At 48.8% G+C, this 17,568-nt stretch carries 25 protein-coding genes; 7 read left to right on the top strand and 18 right to left on the bottom strand.

Annotated elements, in window-relative coordinates; all coding sequences use genetic code 11:
- Positions 1 to 6: 6 nt before the first annotated feature.
- From GUA87_RS14620 to lgt, 13 genes are all read right to left on the bottom strand, one after another.
- Positions 7 to 669, bottom strand: coding sequence for a dienelactone hydrolase family protein (locus tag GUA87_RS14620; protein WP_193717338.1), 663 nt, complete (start codon positions 667 to 669; stop codon positions 7 to 9).
- On the bottom strand, positions 669 to 1,142 hold the full coding sequence (locus GUA87_RS14615) for an NfeD family protein (RefSeq protein WP_193717337.1): 474 nt from the start codon (positions 1,140 to 1,142) through the stop codon (positions 669 to 671). The genes GUA87_RS14620 and GUA87_RS14615 overlap by 1 nt, the downstream gene beginning before the upstream one ends.
- Positions 1,143 to 1,145: 3 nt before the next feature.
- Positions 1,146 to 2,066: an SPFH domain-containing protein gene (locus GUA87_RS14610; RefSeq protein WP_415774803.1), complete on the bottom strand. Its 921-nt coding sequence runs from the start codon at positions 2,064 to 2,066 to the stop codon at positions 1,146 to 1,148.
- A gap of 153 nt (positions 2,067 to 2,219) precedes the next feature.
- Positions 2,220 to 2,678, bottom strand: a complete 459-nt coding sequence (locus GUA87_RS14605; RefSeq protein ID WP_193717335.1) for a MaoC family dehydratase — start codon at positions 2,676 to 2,678, stop codon at positions 2,220 to 2,222.
- A gap of 3 nt (positions 2,679 to 2,681) precedes the next feature.
- The gene (locus tag GUA87_RS14600) at positions 2,682 to 3,137 is read right to left on the bottom strand and encodes a MaoC family dehydratase (RefSeq protein WP_193717334.1); all 456 of its coding nucleotides are present in this window, start codon (positions 3,135 to 3,137) and stop codon (positions 2,682 to 2,684) included.
- Positions 3,138 to 3,179: 42 nt separating this feature from the next.
- Positions 3,180 to 4,277: a redox-regulated ATPase YchF gene (gene ychF, locus GUA87_RS14595; RefSeq protein WP_193717333.1), complete on the bottom strand. Its 1,098-nt coding sequence runs from the start codon at positions 4,275 to 4,277 to the stop codon at positions 3,180 to 3,182.
- 11 nt (positions 4,278 to 4,288) lie between these two features.
- Complete coding sequence (pth, locus tag GUA87_RS14590) at positions 4,289 to 4,888, bottom strand: aminoacyl-tRNA hydrolase (RefSeq protein ID WP_193717332.1); 600 nt, start codon at positions 4,886 to 4,888, stop codon at positions 4,289 to 4,291.
- A gap of 11 nt (positions 4,889 to 4,899) precedes the next feature.
- The gene (locus GUA87_RS14585) at positions 4,900 to 5,523 is read right to left on the bottom strand and encodes a 50S ribosomal protein L25/general stress protein Ctc (RefSeq protein WP_193717331.1); all 624 of its coding nucleotides are present in this window, start codon (positions 5,521 to 5,523) and stop codon (positions 4,900 to 4,902) included.
- A 94-nt stretch (positions 5,524 to 5,617) separates the two neighbouring features.
- A complete protein-coding gene (locus GUA87_RS14580; RefSeq protein WP_193717330.1) occupies positions 5,618 to 6,553 on the bottom strand; it encodes a ribose-phosphate pyrophosphokinase in 936 nt (311 codons plus the stop codon).
- 158 nt (positions 6,554 to 6,711) lie between these two features.
- Positions 6,712 to 7,566: a hypothetical protein gene (locus GUA87_RS14575; protein ID WP_193717329.1), complete on the bottom strand. Its 855-nt coding sequence runs from the start codon at positions 7,564 to 7,566 to the stop codon at positions 6,712 to 6,714.
- A gap of 103 nt (positions 7,567 to 7,669) precedes the next feature.
- Entirely contained in the window at positions 7,670 to 8,434 is a 765-nt protein-coding gene (gene pgeF / locus GUA87_RS14570) for a peptidoglycan editing factor PgeF (protein WP_193717328.1), read from the bottom strand.
- Positions 8,431 to 9,519 (bottom strand): class I SAM-dependent methyltransferase, encoded by a 1,089-nt coding sequence (locus GUA87_RS14565; RefSeq protein ID WP_193717327.1) that lies wholly within the window; start codon positions 9,517 to 9,519, stop codon positions 8,431 to 8,433. Before GUA87_RS14565 ends, pgeF begins: the two co-directional genes overlap by 4 nt.
- Entirely contained in the window at positions 9,519 to 10,322 is an 804-nt protein-coding gene (gene lgt, locus GUA87_RS14560; RefSeq protein WP_193717326.1) for a prolipoprotein diacylglyceryl transferase, read from the bottom strand. The genes GUA87_RS14565 and lgt overlap by 1 nt, the downstream gene beginning before the upstream one ends.
- 135 nt (positions 10,323 to 10,457) lie before the next feature.
- On the opposite strand from lgt, the gene GUA87_RS14555 reads away from it, so the two are divergent.
- The 5 genes from GUA87_RS14555 (at position 10,458) to GUA87_RS14535 (ending at position 13,125) form a co-directional block, all read left to right on the top strand.
- On the top strand, positions 10,458 to 10,751 hold the full coding sequence (locus GUA87_RS14555) for an accessory factor UbiK family protein (RefSeq protein ID WP_227712026.1): 294 nt from the start codon (positions 10,458 to 10,460) through the stop codon (positions 10,749 to 10,751).
- Positions 10,752 to 10,981: 230 nt separating this feature from the next.
- Positions 10,982 to 11,488 (top strand): YbjN domain-containing protein, encoded by a 507-nt coding sequence (locus tag GUA87_RS14550; protein ID WP_227712023.1) that lies wholly within the window; start codon positions 10,982 to 10,984, stop codon positions 11,486 to 11,488.
- Between the two features lie 2 nt (positions 11,489 to 11,490).
- Positions 11,491 to 12,300 (top strand): pyrroline-5-carboxylate reductase, encoded by an 810-nt coding sequence (proC, locus tag GUA87_RS14545; RefSeq protein ID WP_193717325.1) that lies wholly within the window; start codon positions 11,491 to 11,493, stop codon positions 12,298 to 12,300.
- A gap of 63 nt (positions 12,301 to 12,363) precedes the next feature.
- Positions 12,364 to 12,771: a hypothetical protein gene (locus GUA87_RS14540; RefSeq protein WP_193717324.1), complete on the top strand. Its 408-nt coding sequence runs from the start codon at positions 12,364 to 12,366 to the stop codon at positions 12,769 to 12,771.
- Positions 12,772 to 12,783: 12 nt separating this feature from the next.
- Positions 12,784 to 13,125: a tRNA-binding protein gene (locus GUA87_RS14535; protein WP_193717323.1), complete on the top strand. Its 342-nt coding sequence runs from the start codon at positions 12,784 to 12,786 to the stop codon at positions 13,123 to 13,125.
- Positions 13,126 to 13,136: 11 nt separating this feature from the next.
- On the opposite strand, the gene GUA87_RS14530 is transcribed toward GUA87_RS14535, so the two are convergent.
- Entirely contained in the window at positions 13,137 to 13,481 is a 345-nt protein-coding gene (locus GUA87_RS14530; protein ID WP_193717322.1) for an antibiotic biosynthesis monooxygenase family protein, read from the bottom strand.
- Positions 13,478 to 13,807 (bottom strand): NIPSNAP family protein, encoded by a 330-nt coding sequence (locus GUA87_RS14525; protein WP_193717321.1) that lies wholly within the window; start codon positions 13,805 to 13,807, stop codon positions 13,478 to 13,480. The genes GUA87_RS14530 and GUA87_RS14525 overlap by 4 nt, the downstream gene beginning before the upstream one ends.
- A gap of 82 nt (positions 13,808 to 13,889) precedes the next feature.
- On the opposite strand from GUA87_RS14525, the gene GUA87_RS14520 reads away from it, so the two are divergent.
- Together GUA87_RS14520 and GUA87_RS14515 are read left to right on the top strand one after the other, a co-directional pair.
- Positions 13,890 to 14,579 (top strand): ArsR/SmtB family transcription factor, encoded by a 690-nt coding sequence (locus GUA87_RS14520; RefSeq protein ID WP_193717320.1) that lies wholly within the window; start codon positions 13,890 to 13,892, stop codon positions 14,577 to 14,579.
- Positions 14,580 to 14,636: 57 nt separating this feature from the next.
- A complete protein-coding gene (locus GUA87_RS14515) occupies positions 14,637 to 14,975 on the top strand; it encodes a hypothetical protein (protein ID WP_193717319.1) in 339 nt (112 codons plus the stop codon).
- 2 nt (positions 14,976 to 14,977) lie between these two features.
- Here GUA87_RS14515 and GUA87_RS14510 read toward each other — a convergent pair whose 3' ends face one another.
- From GUA87_RS14510 to GUA87_RS14500, 3 genes are read right to left on the bottom strand one after another with little or no spacing between them, the layout of a single operon-like run.
- Complete coding sequence (locus GUA87_RS14510) at positions 14,978 to 16,318, bottom strand: ATP-binding protein (RefSeq protein WP_193717318.1); 1,341 nt, start codon at positions 16,316 to 16,318, stop codon at positions 14,978 to 14,980.
- Positions 16,319 to 16,347: 29 nt separating this feature from the next.
- The gene (locus GUA87_RS14505) at positions 16,348 to 17,031 is read right to left on the bottom strand and encodes a response regulator (RefSeq protein WP_193717317.1); all 684 of its coding nucleotides are present in this window, start codon (positions 17,029 to 17,031) and stop codon (positions 16,348 to 16,350) included.
- Positions 17,032 to 17,034: 3 nt separating this feature from the next.
- Positions 17,035 to 17,529: a MarR family winged helix-turn-helix transcriptional regulator gene (locus GUA87_RS14500; protein ID WP_193717316.1), complete on the bottom strand. Its 495-nt coding sequence runs from the start codon at positions 17,527 to 17,529 to the stop codon at positions 17,035 to 17,037.
- Positions 17,530 to 17,568: the final 39 nt, after the last annotated feature.

Below are 17,568 nucleotides of genomic sequence, written 5' to 3'. Positions count from 1 at the left end.
GGGCGGTTACGCCCCTTCGATGAAGTCCAGACTGCGTGACCTTGCAAGGTCGGCGGATGCTTTATCATAACTTCCTCTTGCATCGCAGTTGAAGCCATGCCCCGCATCATAAAGGTGAATTTGCATTTCAGGATGGGCCTGTTTTAACTCTTCGACCTGATCAAGCGGGATCGCGTGGTCTTCTTTTCCGAAATGGAGCAAGGTCGGGATTTGCGGCTTGAGGCCGATATATTTTGGAATACCACCCCCATAGTATCCGATCGCCTTATAGAAGTTGATGGGGGAGGCCGCTGAGATGAACGTAAGTGCACCACCCCAGCAAAAACCCATAACGGAAACATGACCAGCGTCTTTGACATGCTCGAAAGCTGCTTCGATGTCTTTTAACGCGACATCAGGGGCAATCTGGTTCATGAAGGAAATACCCTTTTCCATACCAGCTTGATCGTAGTCCAGATAGATATTGCGCTCTAATCGATCGAAAAGGGCAGGGGCAATTACGGTGTATCCATCGTCGGCGAAACGGTCGCATACAGATCTGATATGTGTATTAACGCCAAAGATTTCCTGAATGACGACAATTGCACCTTTTACCTCGCCGGAAGCCTTCGCGACGTAGGCCTCAAGTTCGTGCCCATCAGATGCTGTAAGTTTAACAAAATCTCCCATCAGGCGTCCTCCCCTTCTTCGGCATTTTCTACCACCAGCAGGACACCATCGGTGCCCGTCACCTTTACTTTTTTGCCGGCGTCCAAATCCGGGCCGCTAACCCCCCACATGGTATCATCCACATGGATTTTGCCACGGCCATTTTCGATGGCTTCGGTGAGGGTAAATACGCGTCCGACATATTGCGCACCACGCTGGTTAAGGAGCTGGTTATCTTCAACGCCGGGGTTGCGCTTTAAGAAGTTTCTTGCAAGGACAAGGCTTACGACTGAGAGAACCGCAAATAGGGTCCATTGATATTCCCAGCCAATGCCCGGAAACAAAAGAACGGCAAAGCCCACAACCCCTGCTGAAATGCCAAGCCAGAGCATAAAGAAGGTTGGCGCAAAGATTTCCAGAATTACCAGAAGGACGGCGAAGCTCCACCAAGCCCAGTGCCCGTATTCCTGAAACCAGGTTACTAGCTGTTCCATGGCTTAGTCGCTTTCCGGGACGCTGCCAGTATTTGGGCGCACAACTCTCGTCCGGCTCGTTCCTTCTCCGCCATTGCCGAAAACTTCCTTAGCGATTTGGCCAATGCCTCCCAAACTACCAACCAGGGCGCTTGCCTCCATTGGCATCAGAACAACTTTTGAGTTGCGGGCCGAGCCAATTTCTTTCATGGCTTCCACATATTTCTGCGCAATGAAGTAGTTGATAGATTGAATGTCACCAGCGGCAATCGCCTCAGATACGTCTTGTGTCGCTTTAGCCTCTGCTTGGGCAGAACGTTCACGTGCTTCCGCATCACGGAAGGCGGCTTCTTTTCGGCCTTCTGCTTCCAGAATGGCGGATTTTTTCTCACCTTCAGCACGTAAGATTTCTGCCTGTCGAATACCCTCTGCTTCAAGGACGACAGCACGTTTTTCACGTTCAGCTTTCATCTGACGTGCCATTGCATCAACCAGATCTGTAGGTGGTGTAATGTCTTTAATCTCCACGCGTGTTACCTTGATACCCCAAGGAGTGGAGGCCTGGTCAATGACTGCAAGCAGCCTTGAATTAATATCATCGCGTTGGCTGAGCGCCTCATCCAGGTCCATCGAGCCAAGTACCGTCCTGAGATTGGTTTGCGCAAGATTTTGGATTGCGCGGAATAGATCCCGAACTTCATAGGCTGATTTGGCGGCATCCAGCACCTGGAAAAACAACACGCCATCCACTGCAACCATTGCGTTATCGCGGGAGATGACTTCTTGTGTAGGAATATCCAGGACCTGTTCCATCATGTTGACCTTCTCACCAACACGGTCGATGAAAGGAACAAGGAAGCCAAGGCCTGGAGTCATGGATTTTGTGTAACGACCAAATCGTTCAATAGTGAATTGATAACCTTGGGGGACAACGGTAACCCCCATGAAGATGACCACAACGGCCAAAATCACCAGAAAAATAACCAGTACTGCAAAACCGGATAACAAATCCATCTCGTACCCCCCGAAATAAAAGTAGTCAGTCGGGGGTATCATATCACAAGTTAATGAAATGACTACGAGAATTGAAAATTGATTCTATTGTCCGCCGGTTGTTCTTGCCTTGATCATACCAAGGCTGTCGAACGACATGACCACTTCGTCATTCTGATTTAAAACTTCCACAAGACCATAGATTGTGCCCATATCCGGACGGGATTTGGACCGTTTGACATCTTTCACAGTGGAGCGAACACGAAGTGTGTCTCCGGGTCTGACGGGACGACGAAATTTGAGGTTATTAAATCCAGGTGATCCAAGCGCAGCCCTTTCGTTGACCATATGATCTACCATCATGCGCATGGTGACACTGCCCGTATGCCAACCAGACGCGATGACATCTCCGTAGATGCTTTTCTTCGCGGCTTCTTCATCGATATGAAACGGTTGCGGGTCATATTTTTTTGCGAAGTTGATGATCTCTTCGCGGGTTATGGTTTTTTCGCCAAATTCAAGTACAGTCCCGATAACGATATCTTCAAGATAATCAGTGCTCATGGCTTACCCCTCCCGCTTGTCAGGATTTGTACCAAACAGGACGTTGGAAACCATTGTCAGTTTCACTTCATCTTTTTCATTAACAACTGTGTGCTTGAATTTGACAAACCCGCGGTCGTTTTTGCGCGGATGAGGGGTTGCCTCCAACACGACACTTTTTACCGATAATACTTCACCAGGTCGAACAGGCGATATCCAACGAAGCTCATCCAGACCTGAAGATCCCATAGAGGGCGCATCTTTATACTGATGGTCGGCAATCATCCGCATCATTGCGGAGGCTGTATGCCAACCGGAAGCGATCAAGCCGCCAAAAAAATGGCCCTTGGCGGCTTCAGGATCTGTATGGAAAAACTGAGGGTCGAATTCGGTTGCGAATTCGATAATCTCAGTTTCTGTCATGGAATATTGGCCAAACTCTTCGGTCAGGCCAACAGTAAAATCTTCAAAGTAGCGCATTGTTATCTTTCTTTATTTACGCTCAACATCTACAGGGAGGAATTAGTTTGCAAAGCGGAAATGTAGGACATCTCCGTCTTTTACTTCATATTCTTTACCTTCTAGGCGCATCAGACCTGCCGCTTTTGCGCCAGCCTCGCCGCCATGTTCAACATAGGCATCATAAGACGTGGTTTCCGCGCGAATAAAGCCTTTCTCAAAATCAGTGTGGATCACGCCCGCAGCTTGCGGGGCCAGTGTTCCTTTTTGAATTGTCCAGGCGCGGCATTCCTTTGGACCCACTGTGAAATAAGTGATCAGGTGTAGGAGGTCATATCCGGCACGGATGATGCGGCTTAAGCCCGTTTCCTCTAAACCTAGGTCTGCCAGAAATTCTGCGCGTTCATCATCTTCAAGCAAGGCAACTTCGGCTTCAATGGCTGCAGAAATAACCACGCTGACAGCCCCTTGAGCGGCCGCCATTTCTGCAACTTTCTCGGACAGTTCATTGCCTGTCGCCGCGCTGTCTTCATCTACATTGCACACATAGAGAATTGGCTTGGATGTTAAAAGCTGCAGCATGCGGAACGGCTTCTGTTCATCGTCGCTCAGCTCAACCGTGCGGGCCGGCTTGCCATCGCGAAGGACGGCGAGGGCGCGCTCAATCAATTCTGATTGTTGAATGGCTTCCTTGTCGCCACCGCGAATTTTCTTAACCAGATTTTCAGCGCGTTTCTCAAGGCTTTCAAGGTCTGCAAGCATCAATTCGGTTTCGATGGTGTCGGCATCTGAAATTGGGTCAACGCGCCCATCCACATGGGTAATGTCGCCATCTTCAAAGCAGCGCACCACATGAACGATGGCATCCACTTCACGGATGTGGGAGAGGAACTTGTTGCCGAGGCCCTCACCGCTCGCGGCACCGCGTACAAGTCCCGCGATATCCACAAATTCAAGGCGGGTGGGGATCAGTTCTTTTGAATTTGCAAGTTCCGCGAGCTTATTCATCCGCGGATCGGGAACAGGAACCTGACCTGAGTTCGGCTCGATCGTGCAAAAGGGGAAGTTTGCCGCAGCCGCATCTGCGGTTTGTGTCAAGGCGTTGAACAGGGTGGATTTACCAACATTTGGCAGTCCAACAATACCGCACTTAAAACCCATAGCACCGGATCCTATTTATCTTGTTTCTGTTTTTGAGGTTTAGGCGGCGCCGTATCAAGGGCCACCTTGTTCATAAAACCAGCGTCATCCCCAGCAATCAGCAGCGCAACATGCCGTGCAACTGCATCAATAGTTTTTTCAATCGCGGGAAGTTCTGATTTGGAAAAATCGTGGAGCACATATCCTGAGACAAGGTTTTTGTCACCAGGATGCCCAATACCCATACGAACACGGCGGTAGTTTTTACCGATATGTGCATCGATGGAGCGGAGACCATTGTTGCCTCCATGACCACCACCAATTTTCACCCGAACCTTAGCAGTGGGTAAATCCAGTTCGTCATGAAGAACAATGACATTTTCCGGCGGGATCTTGAAAAAGCGCATGGCTTCTCCCACGGAACGGCCGGATTCGTTCATATAAGTGTTTGGCTTTAGGGCAAGGACTTTTTCGCCAGCGATAGTAGCATCACATGTTATGCCCAGAAAACGAATGCGTTCAGCAGAAAAGGAATGGCGGCGGATGATCTCATCCACCGCCATGAAACCAAGATTATGCCGATTATTTGCATACCCTTTACCCGGGTTGCCAAGTCCAACCAGCAATAACATTAAGGTCTACCTTATTCTTCGCCTTCAGCGCCTTCTTCACCTTCTTCGTCAGAAGAAGAGTCGCCAACGCCACCGCTTGGAGCCGCGATTGTTGCAACTGTGAAGTCACGGTCAGTAATAGTTGGCTCAACATCTTCTGGCAGCTTGAAGCTGGAGATGTGCAGGCTGTCACCGATATCGAAATCAGACAGATCGATTTCGATATTTTCAGGGATCGCAGCTGCAGGAACCATCAGTTCAACTTCGTGACGAACAACGTTCAGAACGCCACCGCGTACCAGGCCTTTACATTTACCTTCGTTCAGGAAGACAACTGGAACGTTAACTGCGATTTTGGATTTCGCAGAAACGCGCAGGAAGTCAACGTGAACCGGGCTGTCTTTAACAGGGTGCAACTGAATGTCGCGTGGCAGAACATTGTGTTTCGTTTTGCCAACCTGGACAGTCATTGTGTTTGAGAGGAAGCCACCTTTGTTGATAACTTTAATCAGCTCTTTTGTTTCAACGGAAACTGAAATAGCTTCTTTCTTGTCACCATAAATTACGGCTGGGGTGCGGCCTTCACGACGCAATGCACGGGAGGTCCCCTTTCCTACCCGATCGCGCTCTTCTGCAATCAAAATATTATCGCTCATTTTAAAACTCCTATTAACGAGCAGTCCGGACATATAGCCCGGACTTTAATGCGTGTGCCTCCAGGGGTGCCCACGCGGGAAAACCTGATCGGTATTAGTCGAACAGGCTGGAAACCGAAGTTTCCTGTGAAATTCGTTTCATCGCCTCACCGATAAGGGGGGCAACTGAAATCTGGCGCATCTTGCTGGAAACCTTGAAGGCTTCTGTCGCAATAATGCTGTCGGTTGTTACCATTTCTTCCAGGGCAGAGGAATTGATACGTGCAATAGCCCCGCCTGAGAGAACACCATGTGTGACATAGCCGACAACACGCTTGGCACCATTTTCCATCAATGCACCAGCGGCATTGCAAAGAGTACCCGCACTGTCAACAATATCATCCACGAGAATACAGGTCTGGCCTTTCACATCACCGATGATATTCATCACCTCTGAAACACCAGCTTTTTCACGGCGCTTATCAACGATTACAAGGTTTGCGTCAAGTCTTTTGGCGAAAGCACGGGCGCGAACTACACCGCCAACGTCAGGGGAGACAATCGTAATATCTCCGCCGCGACCATAATTTTTCTCGATGTCCGGAACAATAACCGGCGCAGAGAACAGGTTATCTGTTGGAATATCAAAGAAACCCTGGATCTGACCGGCGTGCAGATCCATTGTCAAAACACGATCCGCGCCAGCGGTTGTAATCAGGTTTGCGACCAGTTTCGCAGAAATCGGGGTTCTTGGTCCCGGCTTTCTGTCCTGACGGGCATAACCAAAGTAAGGCAACACTGCAGTGATTCGTTTTGCTGATGCGCGTTTCAGGGCATCAATACAAACCAGCAGTTCCATCAAATGGTCATTTGTGGGGTAAGAAGTGGACTGCAGGATAAACAGATCCTCGCCACGCACATTTTCATGAATTTCGACAAAAATTTCTTTGTCGGAGAACCGGCGAACTGCCGCTTCAGTTAGGGGGGTGTCGAGATATTTTGCAACATCTTCAGCCAGTGGGCGATTACTGTTTCCCGCAAGAATTTTCATATGAACAGTCCTCTAGCCTATAGGGCTCGGCTTCATAAAATAACAAACGCCTGTCAAGTTGCGAGGGGCACCTTTTCAGCGGGGCGGAACTTACCAAGGGCAAACATTTCTGTAAATGGTTTATAACCGAAAAATGACAGCTTTCGACTGTGCTATGGTTAATTGGAACGGAAATAGTCCGGTTCAGCTTCTCTCAGCAGTTTGATAAGCCCTCTGGCGGCACCGCTGGCGGCAGCTTCGGCTACTGGACCCCATGGACCGTTCAGCGATCCAGCCCTGATTCTGTTTTTCTGTTCGATCTTACCGACATACTCACCATTGCGACGTTCCAGTTGCCAAAGAAGTGAGATAACCTGTGTCCCGGCGCGCGGGGGTGTCAGACTTACCGTGCCTTTTACGACATAAGTCGCTTTCCATTGTTCTGTCAAAACATCCAGTCCCATTTTGGACAGGTTATCCTGCAGCGCCGCAGAAAGCGATTCCGCCCCGTCACCAGGTGCACCTTGAACGATTGGAACATATAGAACGGGCTTCGTGAGCTTGGCATAATTTATACCTGTGCCGCCTAATAGAATATCTATATCACTCGCGCTTTTCAGGCTGATGGTGTTGAGGTCAACGCCTTCGATAGATGGCCCTGCAATGAGATCTCCCATTTTCAAGGAGGATGAGAGATTAAGGTCTTTGCCTGAAGGGTCGTGAATTTTCCAAGTAACGAAACTGGCACCCTCCTTGATCTCTACCTTGCTGGAGACACTATAGCGGTAGGGGATTTTTTCGCCAAAATAGGCTGCAATTCCTAAACCCTGTAGCTGCTTCACAACCAATTCATCCAGTTTGGAAGGGCCATCTTTTACGGGCGCAATATAAAGGGCTGCCCTTGGGCCGGGCGCAGATCTGACACTTGCCTTGTGTTCCGGTTGAAACGGACGCTCTAGCGGTTGGCAACCTGTCAGTAACAGTGCGGCACTGAGGATCGCATTGATAAGAAGCAGTGGCTTTTTATAAGGCACAGGTCGCAAGCATCCCTAGTAAGCAGATGAACAGGAATATAATCAAATGAGGCATAGTGGGCCCGATTCAAGAAATATTAATTTAACTTCCAACAGCTTTTGATCACTTGCGTAATGCAATGGCGGAAAGCTGTCTACCATAATCTGCTTCGCCTTGATGACACATGCGTCTATAGCTGTAAAACTGCCGCGGATCTTTATATGTATCGTGGCCTAAGCGTTCGATTTGTGTGACGCCTTCCCGGGCAATGCGATGCTGTACAAAGCCGGTCAAATCAAACATCCAATGTCCTTCATTCTTCGACGGAATAAAGAAACAGCCCAGTTCTCTATCTTGAAACAGAAATGGCGCTGGAAAATCTGGCCCTACCTCATAGGAAGGTTGCTGGATAGAAGGGCCAATGGCGACCTGAATATTTTCTTTAGTTGCGCCGAGCTTTTCCATAGCTGCCAAGACATGCCTTGCGATATTCCCAAGGCTGCCTTTCCATCCGGAATGCGCCGCGCCAATAACACCAGCTTCAGTATCCGCAAAGAGAATAGGCACGCAGTCAGCCGTTAAGATGCCAAGCGCAAGCCCCGGTGTTTTAGTGACCATGGCGTCAGCCTGGATTGGTGATGAAAAATCGGTTTGTTCATCAACAGTAACCACTTCAGCGCTGTGAATTTGATATAGGGTCCTGAGGGCAGAAGCGGGGAGGTCCAGCAATCCCATGGCTCTGGACTTGTTTTCAATCACCTTTTGGGGATCATCATCTGACCCGGCCCCGCAATTAAGCCCTTCGTATATGCCTTCTGAGACGCCCCCTTGGCGTGTCATGAAACCATGGGCGATCGTAGGGTTATCCAGAATATCAGCGGTAATCATTCTGCATCTCCAAAACCGGCAGCAGGGGCCGCGAGGCCTGATGAGAAAGAAAACGCCTTAAATAGAGTTCCCATTTCTTGCTCGCTTACCAATCGTTTATGGGCAGCGACAATATCTTTGTGCTGCTTTTCTGTTGCGTTCTTGGAAAGCTGCATCACCCGCGCCTCAATCCCAAGGCGTTCCAAAAACCGGCCTTGCCCTTCTATGGCGGGGGCGGCGCAGCCTGCCGAAAGGGCAACTTCCCGAAGAGGGGAAAAATGCACATGTGCTGTCAGGTCCTTGCCGCCGGGATTTTCAAGGGGGTTAGAATATTCATGTCGTTGAACGGCTTGAAAACTGTCACCAAGAGCGTTTTCAGCGGGCCCATAATCAATAAAGAGTGCTGCCCCGCGATTTGATTTTATCTTCTTTGCGAGGAAGGAAATGAACTCACGCGCCGGAGTGCTGATTTCAGCAATGTCACCGTCTGAACATTCTGAAATGGAAGGTAGTTGATCTGCGAGATCCGCTTCATCAGATGGTGGGGTCACAAAGGTGAGGCCGTCATCTGTTACCGTCACCTTCTTTTCTTGCCACCCACCGTCCACCAGTTGGAATTGCCTAATTGGCAGGGCATCCAGAAATTCATTGCCGATGCAAATAACCGGCATCCCGTCTGGGATATCGGGAAACGCTGAATGCCACTGAATAGGATGATCTTTAAGCCTTTCTTGTTGGACCTTTATGAGTTGATCACTTGCTTCAACAAGATGAATTTCAGCAGCCTCAAGAAATTCAGGGACCAGTTTGGCACTGCGCAATGCATCTTGCATCAGAATGCCCCGTCCGGGTCCCATTTCTACAAAAGCAAATTTCGAGGGCGCGCCAAGTTTGGCCCATGTGTCCACACACCAAAGTCCGATCAATTCACCAAACATCTGACTGATTTCAGGGGAAGTGACAAAGTCCCCTTTTGAACCAAACGGGATTTGTTTTTGATAATATCCAAATTCCGGATGGAGCAGGGCCCGCTCCATATAAGTATCTAGACGCATGGGGCCATTGGCGATGATCTCTGATGTTATCAGATCTTCCAATGTCGGCATCAGCTAGGTTCCCGGCGCAGGATCAAATAAGCACCAACCAGAATCATTGGAATGGATAGCAGCTGTCCCATTGTGCTGCCGCCAATCAGAAAACCCAGATGGGCATCAGGTTGACGGAAGAGTTCTACAAAGCCTCTCGCCAGTGCATAGCCAATGAGGAACACACCGGTTGCAACGCCTGGTTTTTTCCCAAACTCAGTGTTTCGTAGGACCATTTGCACGATAAACAAAAGCGCCCCTTCCAATATAGCTTCATAAAGCTGGCTTGGATGACGCGGTTCGGGCCCGCCGCCCGGAAAAACCATTCCCCAGCCTACATCAGTCACACGGCCATAAAGCTCGCCATTGATGAAATTCGCCACGCGTCCAAAGAACAATCCGACTGGAGCCACAATCGCCAATAAATCCGCGAGTGAAAAAACAGGCAGGTTCCTGCGTTTGGCAAATAAAAGCGCTGCGACAACGACGCCCAAAAAGCCACCGTGGAAAGACATGCCACCTTGCCAAACCATGAAAATCTCACCAGGATTTGCAAGGTAGAATGAAGGCTTGTAGAAAATCACATACCCAAGCCGACCACCAAGCACGACCCCTAATGTTGCCCATACCAGAAAGTCATCAACCTGTTCTGGCGTGATGGCACTTCCCGGCGCTTTGGCGAAATGGATCATGAGGCGCCAGCCAATAATCAACCCAGCAATGTAGGCGAGCGCATACCAGCGAATAGCAAATGGTCCGATGCTGAACAGGATCGGATCAATTTCGGGATAGGCCAGTGCGGCAAATTGGGTAATTGTTTCCATAGGCAATCTATATAAGATTTGAGCGAATTTGCGCAAGCGGAACAATTCAATAAATGGCGTTTCAAAAGTCGGGAAAGCGGTTGCATTCATATTGTTCGCGCGCCATATTGCAGGAAGACTGGAAAGGAATTTCTGATGCAAACCAATTCAAAAGTTTTTGATGATCTCGCCCGTTTGGCCTCTGGCGCTCTTGGTACGGCCCAAGGTGTGAAAGGAGAGTGGGATAATCTGGTGCGTCAGAAAATCGAAAAGATGGTTTTCGATATGGACTTGGTTCCGCGTGAGGAATATGACGCTTTAAGAGCCATGGTCGTAAAATTGGTAGATACAGTAGAAGCGCAAGAAGTGAAAATCGCTGCGCTGGAAGCTGCTCAAAAACCAAAAGCCGCACCTCGTAAAAAAGCCGCAACGACAAAAAAAGCCGAATAATCGATAGATTATAACTGGGTCGTCATTCCACCTTCATTTTTTCGTAAAGATGAGCGAATTATCCACAAGAAACTTACGTGCCTGAGTGGATTATTGTTGCGCGCGTTGTTTTTGCTGGCTACGCTACATATATTGGGTGAGAGGGGTGTCTCACACCATATGTGGACTGAGTATAGGGCGTTCGCGGCTCTCTAGTTGGCTGGCGAAGCCCTCCTAAAAGGAGACCGGCCATGACGACCACGCAGATTTCTCTCGATGAAATGGAAGCCTCCAATCCACTGGATATTGTGGAGAATATTATCGATGCAAATGACTGGAGCTTTGAGCGGCAAGGCCTTGATGAGCTGACGGTTGGCGTTGAAGGAAGCTGGTGTCAATATCACTTATGGTTTTCTTGGAGACCGGATATTCGTGCGGTGCATTTTTCATGTGCTTACGATGTAAAAGTCCCGGAGAAAAGATTTGATGTCATATACGAACTTCTCGCGCGCATGAACGAGAGGCTGTTTGTTGGTCACTTTGATGCCTGGCGTGAAGAAGGAATGCTTCTTTTTAGACATGCTCTTTTACTTAACAAAAGAGGGGATGTGGAAAAGGAGCAGATCATTTCACTTGTAGAATGTGGAATGAAAGAACTAGAAAAATTCTATCCGGCGGTTCAGTTCTGCTTATGGGGCGGTAAAACCCCAGAAGAAGCGTTGGATGCTGCGATGCTAGAAACGATGGGTGAAGCCTGAAAATGAGTATGTCTGTTTTATTGGTTGGTTGCGGCAATATGGGCGGCGCCATGCTTGGTGGCTGGATTGAGCAAAATATCAAACCAAACAATATTGTTGTTGTAGACCCTTCCCCGGATAATCTGGAGAAAGCCCAGAAATTGGGCTGCCGGAGTTTTTCATCTCCTTTATTGATTGAAGAAGGATATGTGCCGGACGTCATTATCTTTGCGGTAAAGCCGCAAGTGATTGGTGATGTGATGGAAAGCTACAAGGAATTTGCACGTGAAGGGGCACTGATTATTTCCATTGCAGCTGGAACAAAAATCCAGAAATTCCAGGAACAGCTTGGGCAAGATGCCGCAATTATCCGAACCATGCCAAATACACCTGCAGCTATTCGTCAGGGCATGATGGTTTCTTGCGGAAATGAACATGTCACTGAAGAGCATAAAAAGCTCTGTGATATTTTGATGGAAGCAATCGGTGAGACCGCGTGGGTGGAAGACGAAGATGACATTGATCGGGTGACCGGCCTCTCTGGCTCCGGACCTGCGTATGTATTTTACATGATCGAAAGCATGATTAAAGCAGGTGTTGCGGCAGGGCTAAGTGAGGAGCTTTCCACGTTGCTAGCCAAAACAACTGTCGCAGGGGCAGGGCAATTGGCCATTCATTCAACAGAGGATGTCTCGAAGCTGCGTGAAAATGTAACAAGCCCAGGCGGGACGACAGCTGCGGGTCTTCAGGTGTTGATGGCGGAAGATGGGCTGGCTCCCCTGATGGAGAAAACTGTGGCAGCAGCAATTGTGCGCTCTAAGGAATTAGGGTAAATCACCTTTTTTGGATAACCGGCGTCATTTCTTTCAGTGCAATTCCACTGAAAGGAAAGTTTAATGTCAGAAGAGCAAGCCGGAGGATCCAAGCCTCCACATTTGGCCGGCAAGGTTCTTATTCCAGATATGTCTGCTGCCGAAGCAGGTCAGATGCAGAATGTGCAAGTGATGGGTGAGGTGTCGCAGGAGGCTGCGGCAGCTTTGCAGCATATCATTGCAAGCCAGCAGGACGTGTTTGCGAAAAGTCTGGAAGGGTTGCAGGCTTCGATAAAGCAAAATGCTTCGATTGCCGGTTTCGCACCACCTATTGTGAATTTGCAGAATATCGAGGAAATCGTTAGCCATTTCTCTGAGACGGCGAATAAGATGACGGAAACAACAAATCTGTCTTATGAAAAACTGAGCCAGTCGGTGACGGCTTCAATGGCAAAAATAGAAGAAACCGCCAAGAAATTCTCTGGTGGATAGATGGGGAAAGATATGTCAGAGGAAATCACCTTTGATGACTTCATGAAAGTTGATATTCGGACCGGGCGGATTGTTAAAGCCGAGGTTTTTAAAGAAGCGCGCAAACCTGCTTATAAATTGTGGATCGATTTCGGCCCTGAAATTGGGGAGAAGAAGAGCTCTGCGCAAATTACGGTTCATTACACTCCCGAAGAACTGGTTGGTAAAATGATTGCCGCGGTCGTTAATTTTCCGCCGCGGCAAATAGGCCCTTTGATGTCTGAGGTTTTGGTGCTTGGGTTTAGTGATGCTGACGGTGCGATTTCATTGATCTCACCTGATCATGATGTCGCGCCGGGGCAGCGTCTGCACTAAAAGTGATAACATCAGTCATGGAAATCAAGACTGTCGAGGGGGGCTTCGTTACGTTTCTCTTTTCCATAGTCTCGAACGACCGAGGCAATTCTTAATCTGTATGCTTTGAATAACTCGTTTCGCCCAGCTTCTTGAGCTTTACGGTGTGCTTCCAGATTACGCCAACGTTGGACAGATTCTTCATTTTCAAAGAAGGAGAGGGAGAGGATTTTGTCAGCATTCGTCAGGCTTTGAAATCGTTCCACTGAGATAAATCCTTCAATTTTTTCCAATTGATTGCGGAGTTGTGACGCGATGTCCAGATAGGCATTCTTATGTTCAGGGTAGGGTTCTACTTCAAAAATAACCGCGATCATGGCGTCACCTTGATGCCATGAGGTGCAGAGGCTAGCTTCAGGAAGGTTCGGTCCTCACGAAGTAAGAATTTTTCCTTTTGCGCAAATTCGTAATTTTCCCGACCCAATGGATCTTGGGACAGGCGTGCTCGATATGCTTCATAGGCAGCTAGATTTTCAATCGAATACACACCGTAAGCCAACGTGCTGGATCCTTCATGCGGGGCGTAATAACCGATCAGATCAGCGCCGCAGCGTGGGATGGCTTGCCCCCAGTTTTGGGCGTACTGAATGAATTGTTCTTTCTTTGTTGGATCAATTTGGTATCGGATAAAGCATGTAATCATCTTGAGTTTTCTTTCCACTTGATTGAGAGGTGTGAAGGTATAGGTGATTGCACTGCTTTCATGTTTCGATTAATGTCGAAGTATGAAAGAAGGGCCTGATATCGCATTAATCGCTTCCCTTATCGGGGAACCTACCAGAGCAAATATGTTAAGTGCTATGATGAACGGCATGGCGTTGACTGCGACCGAACTTGCTGGAGTGGCTGGTATTACGGCTCAAACTGCGAGCTCTCATCTCAAAAAGCTTGAAGAGGGTGGCTTGCTAACTCAAAGGAAGCAAGGACGGCATCGTTATTACTGTCTTGCGGATGATGAAGTCGCCAGTGTTCTGGAAAGCCTTGCGGGCCTTGCAGAAAGCAAGGGGCACACAAGACTAAGAACGGGGCCAAAGGACCCGGCCCTTAAACACAGCCGGGTTTGCTATAATCATCTCGCGGGCACCATGGGTGTGCAGATGTATGACAGCATGGTGGCGCGTCAGTTTATTAAGGTCCATGATGACGCACTTTCACTGACAGATGGCGGAGAGACATTCGTACGCGGTCTGGGAATAGATATCGAAGCCTTGACAAAACAGCGCCGTGCTTTGTGCAAGCCCTGCCTTGATTGGAGTGTGAGACGAAGTCATTTGGCAGGGTCTTTGGGAACCTCTCTTCTGGATCGGTTTTTCGAGCTGGGTTGGGCGCGCCGCGACACCGGGACACGGTTGGTTATTTTCTCGAACAACGGTACGCAAGAATTCGATAAGTGTTTTCCGAAAGCAGTGATTTGATTTCACAGAACAGTGCCCAGGGGCGTTCTTGTTGACCATCACGAATAAGGTACTGGTATGAGTTCAGATTTACAGGATGATATGCCTTCTCCGCCAGATTTGACGTCGCTTTTCGAAGAGCAATCAAAAACCTTAAAAGACGCGCAGGCAAAAGTCAAAGCCGCATTTTCTGTGTTTGCTGAAAGGGATGAATTGATCGGAAAACTGACGGATACCTATCAAAAAGAACTGATGACGGTTTTCACAATTGCGAAAGGTGTTACCACGCCGCCAACGGCTCTTGCTGCCGTTCCCCCTGTTTTGATGGCAGCTAATACCGCATTTGCGCAATCGCCGATCACAGAGCAGGCAGTAAACGCGAAAATTGAAGCAGCTTTCGCCCCCTTCAAGAAATGACGTTATGCAGGGAGCGTTATTTCAACCCGCAAGCCGCCAAATGGGGAATCCGCCAGAACAATATGGCCGCCGTGACCCATTATAATGTCGCGGGTAATAGTCATTCCTAGGCCGCTGCCCCCTGTTTCTGAATTTCGTGAGCTATCAAGGCGATGGAAGGGTCTGAACACATCATCGCGTTGATCTGCGGGAATGCCAGGGCCATCATCATCAATAAGAACAAGGATTTGATTTTCTCGGTGACCAACTGTTACCCGGATTTCGCTGGCATGGCGTCTTGCGTTTTCTACCAGATTGGTAAGGCCGCGTTTGATGCTGTTGGCGCGCAATTTGGTTACGATTTGTGCCGGAACAATAAGATCGATATTTGCCCCTTGCCTGCGGGCATTTTCAACAACATCCCGAACGATTGTTACCAGATCAATCTCTTGAACGGCTTCTGCTTCCTGACCTTTCGCAAAGGCAAGGTAGCCTTCCACCATGTGCCGCATGTCTTCTACATCACCAGTGAGGTTCGATTTGGCCTCTCCCTCCGGCATCATGGCAAGCTGCAATGTCATGCGAGTAAGGGGGGTGCGAAGGTCATGACTTACGCCAGCCAGCATTTCTGTGCGTTGTGTGATTTGCCGTTTGATACGATGCTTCATTTCATGAAACGCATTGGAAGCAAGCCGAATTTCCTGTGCACCAGAGGGTTTAAAATCAGGAATTTCATGCCCCTTACCGAATTCATCGGCGGCCTTGGCGAGTTGCCTGATCGGCCGCATCTGGTTTCTCAGAAACACAATGGCAATGCCAAGCAAGGCAAGTGAGATGCCCACCATCCACATAATAAAGATATAGGTCGTGCTGGAGAAAAGGCGTTTGTCTCGGACAATGACCTGAAGAATCTCGTCCGGTAGTTGCACACGGATGATAACCGTCTCCAGTTTAGGGGCGGTGCGAACAATAAATTCTCTACCCGGAAGACTGTTTCTTAGTTCATTTGCCAGGTGACTTTCCAGAAATCCGTAATCATGGGCGGCTATTTCAGGGGGAGTTCCCAGTGCTTCATCCAGAAAGGATACCGTAAGGCGCATCTGATCACGTGCGATTTTAGTAACACTCGCCTTGGCCTCTTCTCCAGGGAAACGGTCCGTCAAGGAAATGACAGCAGCCACTTCACCAGACACACCCTGGGCCAATCGTCTGGCTACATTGTTCCAGTGCCGTTCATAGAAAATGTATGTGGCTAGAATCTGCAGCAAAATAGTCGGCAACAACACAATCAGCAGCGAGCGGGCGAAAAGCGTCCGTGGCATAAAGCGTTTCATGGATCCCGCAATTGGAAGAGCTATTTTCATCCGATAACCGTTGCTTGCGTGTTGTTAATTCAGTCTACCCACAAAACATATCCCTCGCCACGGACTGTTTGCAGATATCTGGGGAGTTTGGGGTCTTCCTCAATTTTCCGGCGAAGACGGGTGATTTGCACATCTACCGCTCTCCCTTGCGCGCCACTCGTTACGCTTAATTCGTCTCGCGTTACGGAGACACCGGGTGAGGAGGCAAGTGTTTTTAACAGTAACTGCTCACTTGAGGTAAGATTGATGATTGCTCCGTCTTTTAATAGTTCCCCTTTTGTAATATCAAACTCAAATCCACCGAAGCTGATCTGAGACATTGTTTCCTGACGGGCGCGGCGCAATATTGCATCAATGCGCAAGAGAAGTTCCCTTGGTTCAAAAGGTTTTGTCAGATAATCATCTACACCGGCCTCAAGTCCGTCGATTCGATCATCGGTTTCTGCCATGGCGGTGAGCATCAGAATGGCGACGGACTTGTTAAGGCCACCTTCGCTTCGGATGGCTTTTGCAAGAGAAAGTCCATCCTCACCGGGCATCATTCTATCAAGAACCAGCAGATCGAAAGACAGCCCTGACATCTTTTGGCGCGCATCATCTGCGTTTCCAGCTACGGAAACTCGATACTTATTTTCAGACAGATACTGCTTTAATAGGGAAGCAAGACGCGTATCATCGTCAACAACCAAAATGTGCGGCGCGTTATCCAGCATAAGCTATTGTCCCATAATGCGCTTTAAAGCAATGTCCCGATCATCTTCGTTAATCAGCCCTTCCAGAACTTTCCGGTACCCAGCAACCGCATCACCGCCCGCATCCCGAAAGGCTTGCGCGACCTGTTCCTGTTGCACACGACTGATTTTGTGTTCGAGCTTTTTACCATCGGCTGTCAGGTATAAAAGACGCTGGCGTCTGTCTGTGGCGCCCGGTTTTTGCTCGACAAAGCCACGTTCAACGAGCGCGTTAAGGACGCGGCTCAGGCTTTGTTTGGTGATCCGCAGAATATCGAGAAGCTCAGACACGGTTATCCCGGGATTTCGCCCAACAAAATGGATAACACGGTGGTGGGCACGCCCGAATCCGTAGTCTTTTAAGATCTGATCTGGGCCTGCGGTGAAGTCCCTGTAAGCAAAAAACAGCAGCTCTATGCACTGTCTAAGCTCCTCTTCACGCAGGAAAAGCGGATTTGTTGCAGATTTTATGTCAGTCATGTTGACTTATTTTTCTCATAATGTTACCAATTATCTCGT

This window comes from Sneathiella sp. P13V-1 (assembly GCF_015143595.1).
Lineage (GTDB): Bacteria > Pseudomonadota > Alphaproteobacteria > Sneathiellales > Sneathiellaceae > Sneathiella.
The sequence above is the reverse complement of the archived record's forward strand: the minus strand, read 5'-3'. Positions and strand labels throughout refer to the sequence as shown.